We start from the raw sequence: 3192 nt of genomic DNA on the forward strand, positions 1-3192 counted from the left end.
TTGCGCAGGCTTTCCAATAGCGGTCTGATCTGTTCGAACTGTTCACGACTTACGTCGCTTGGATAATGGCTTCTTCGCATTCGGCAATTATCTCAGGACGAAAAGATCGTGAACAGGCTCTAAGAACAGCCATCAGGTCAATGGAAACGATGGCTGCGCAGCCCCGGCGCTCAAGCGCCCAGACTTTGTTTGACGAACAAATGCTGCATGCTGACGATGGCCGCGGCATTAGCGGTGGCCAGCTCCAGGCCGGAGCGTTTATCGGCGGCATGCTCCAGTTCCAGCGCTTGGCTGCGGTTTTGCAAGGTGGCCACTTGCGGCTCCAGCGCCTGCAAACGCCCTTCCTGCGCGCGAATGCGCTCATCCCGCCCCAAGCCGCGGTTGGCTTCGCCTATCTGGGCCGCCGCCAGCTCCGCCAGTTCGCTGGCCAGGCTCAGATTGAGACCGGCGCCGCTGGACTGGATGGTGACGCTGTCCGGCGGCAACGCGTTCAAGGCCAGGTCATAGGCCAGCAGCAGTTGGACGTCGGCGGCCTTATAGGCCAGCGCCGCCTTCGGGTCCGACCAGATCGCCAACAAAGTGCCGTCCGCCAGGATGAAACCGATCTCGCGCACCCAAAACGCCTTGTCGTCGTCGGCGATGGCGGTCAGATGGATCTGGGTATTTCCCAGCCGTTCGCCACCGGCGATAGGGTAGCGCGCCTGTTCGCCGCGCAATTTGGTCTGGCCCTGCGCAGGCGCGTAAGCGCCGTCGCCCAAGGCGATGTGAGTGATCTGCGCGGACACGCCGTCATTGCTGGCGCGCCAGATCGCGGCCAGGCCGGCGGCGGTGATAAGAGGTGCTAAGGGGGTGCTCACAACGATGCCTCCATGGTGACGTGGACCACGCCATAGATCTGCGCGGCGGATGAAAGGGCCAGCGGCTGCTGTGGCGCCAGCCGCATCGGCGCCGTCTCGGCGCTGCGGCGGATCAACGCGCGCGCCTGAGCGGCCGAAGCCAGGCCCAAGCGGCCGTTGAAGCGTGCGCCCAGCTTGAAGCGATAAGTGCTGCGCGCCGGCTTGGCGAGCTCCACCATGCGCCGCAGCCGGCGGTAAAGCTCGGGATTCAACAAGGCCTGGCCGGGCAACAGATTGTCGTTGGCCCAGGCGGTCAATTCGAAGGTATAGGGCGCGGCCGGCGGCTGACGCTGCCACCACTCCTCCAGTTCCACCGTCACGCCGAGGATGCGGAACACTTCGCGCAGCGCCCAGGGCGTGCCTTTGTGGCGGTGCAGCTCTATGCTCTGCTTGATCAGATCTCGGCGTTGCTGTTCGCTCTGGGTCAGCAGCCAACCTTCGTCGCCGTCGATATGGAATTGCTCAGCCAACAGGGGCAACAGCTCCGACTTGGCCGCGTCCACTAGATAGACCAGCAGGCCTCCGGGATCGATGTCGCCCAGCCGTTCGCTCAGCCGGGCCAACAGACCAAAACGCGCGTCGCGCGCTAGCAGATTGGGGGTCACGTCAGCCATCCTGGCCTCCCGTCATTTCCAGCTGGATGTCAGTGCAGTGCGACCAGCCCTGCGGCGGCACCACCCGGGTGGCGGCCGGCTCCAACAAAGTGACTTGATAGACGCCGGGCACCGACAAGGTGGCGATCAGCTGCGACGGCACGATGTCGCGGCCCAAGCGCTCCGCCTGCGCCTGGACGAAGGCGCCGACAGCGGCCTGCGCCTGCTGCTGCACGGTTTTGGGATCGACATCGCGATACGGCGTCAGCCGCGCGCGTACCCGGTAGCCGTAATCCTCCGGCGCCAGCACCTCCACCAGATCCGTCAGCGGCCGCACCCGGTCTGCGCTGCAAGCAGTGGCCACCACGCTAAGCAGGCTGTCCGGCGGCATGCCGGTCTTGGTCAGCGGGTACAAGCGCACCACGCCGGGCGGCACCTGGTTGGCGCTTTTCAATTCGCCGTTCTGCTGTTGCAGACTGGCGCTGATCACCGCCACATCGGCGATGTCCTGATGCGCGCGCAAGGCGTGGTGGCGATAGGAGGCGGCGCTGCCGGCCACGCTGAAGGATTCCGGCGCCAGTCGGATCCGCGCGCGCAAGCGTTCGTCGTCCTCGGCGTCGGCGCCGCCGGCGCTGGTATCGATATTGACCACGCTGGCGTCCACCTCCAGCTCATCCACCAAGGTATTGATCTGGCCCGGCACGAAGCCGTTGCCGGCGGCCCCCGCCTCCGTCGCGCTGACAGGCAGGTCGATACTGCTGCTGCCAGCCGGCGCGATCTGGCTGGCCAGGGTCTGGAACTGCACGCCGCCGCCGGCCACCAGGGTCTGCGCCGGAATCACCTGCGCCAGCGCCAGCGGCTGGGCGAAAGCAATGCGCACCGTACAGCGCGCGTGCTGGGCCGGCAGCCGGCTGACGCCGACCAGCTCGCCTAGGTAGTCCAGCATCGGCGCGCGGGCGAAGGCCACCAGGTTTTGGCGGCCGGCGTCGTTGAAGGCGGCTCGAACCACGCTTTCGCGATAGGCGATCAGGTCGATCAGCAAACGCTCCACCTGGCCGGGATAGAGCGTCTTGCCGCTCATTTTCTGGTAGGCGTCAATCAGCTCGGCGGTGACGAGATGCGGGTCGTCATCGATGAACTTGGGCAAGTCTGGGGTCATGGGAGAACGTCCTTGAATGGAGCTCGGCGGCCTGGCGCGGCCGTCGCGGGGCGCAGAAGAGGAAGCGGATGACGACATGATCCGCCATCATGCCGCCAGCCGGCTTTTAAAGCCGTTTGGAAAAGAACTTGAACAGACCGCCGGCGCGGCCGGCTTCGGCCTCCGGCGCATCGGCGGTGAAGTCGCCCGCAGCCAGTTGCCGCAGTTGGGACACCGCCTCGTCGGCCGCCGTGCGCGCCGCCGTCTCGTCCGCGGCTTGACGCACCGCTTCCTTGCCCTTCAGTCGCGCGTCGCGGATTGCGTACAGCGCCTGTTCGCAGGCGGCCGCCTTGGCCAGGATGCTGTCCGCCGCCTGCTGGCCGTCCCAGCCCTTGGCCTCGGCCCAGGAACGCACCGCCGGCGGCGCCTCGCCCTTATGGGGACTTCCAGAAACCTGCTTCAGGCAATCAAAAACCAAGCATGCCCTCACACAGATAAAATTTTCAGCAACTTGACGCAGCCAGCGTCGCTGAAGCTGCTGTTTTTGCGCCCGGAGCCCGTATTT

General features: G+C 65.7%; 4 protein-coding genes. All 4 read right to left on the bottom strand.

The genetic code is table 11. The features are described 5' to 3' along the window. Positions 1 to 170: 170 nt before the first annotated feature. The 4 genes from B0T39_RS24510 to B0T39_RS24525 all read right to left on the bottom strand — a co-directional run bounded on the left by B0T39_RS24510 (position 171) and on the right by B0T39_RS24525 (position 3042). Positions 171 to 857, bottom strand: coding sequence for a phage tail-collar fiber domain-containing protein (locus B0T39_RS24510; RefSeq protein ID WP_081551343.1), 687 nt, complete (start codon positions 855 to 857; stop codon positions 171 to 173). Continuing rightward, entirely contained in the window at positions 854 to 1510 is a 657-nt protein-coding gene (locus B0T39_RS24515) for a phage tail protein I (RefSeq protein ID WP_081551345.1), read from the bottom strand. Before B0T39_RS24515 ends, B0T39_RS24510 begins: the two co-directional genes overlap by 4 nt. Further along, the gene (locus B0T39_RS24520) at positions 1503 to 2648 is read right to left on the bottom strand and encodes a baseplate assembly protein (RefSeq protein ID WP_081551347.1); all 1146 of its coding nucleotides are present in this window, start codon (positions 2646 to 2648) and stop codon (positions 1503 to 1505) included. Before B0T39_RS24520 ends, B0T39_RS24515 begins: the two co-directional genes overlap by 8 nt. A gap of 106 nt (positions 2649 to 2754) precedes the next feature. Further along, positions 2755 to 3042 carry a hypothetical protein gene (locus B0T39_RS24525; protein WP_081551349.1) on the bottom strand — a complete coding sequence of 96 codons (288 nt, stop codon included), beginning with the start codon at positions 3040 to 3042 and terminating at the stop codon, positions 2755 to 2757. Positions 3043 to 3192 lie beyond the last annotated feature (150 nt).

Origin of the sequence: Chromobacterium haemolyticum (assembly GCF_002081825.1) — a bacterium.
GTDB lineage: Bacteria > Pseudomonadota > Gammaproteobacteria > Burkholderiales > Chromobacteriaceae > Chromobacterium > Chromobacterium fluminis.

What these genes read in the sequence shown, in the direction of transcription:
- B0T39_RS24515 (WP_081551345.1), bottom strand. Translation starts at nt 1,510, where the DNA reads ATGGCTGACGTGACCCCCAATCTGCTAGCGCGCGACGCGCGTTTTGGT.
- B0T39_RS24520 (WP_081551347.1), bottom strand. Translation starts at nt 2,648, where the DNA reads ATGACCCCAGACTTGCCCAAGTTCATCGATGACGACCCGCATCTCGTC.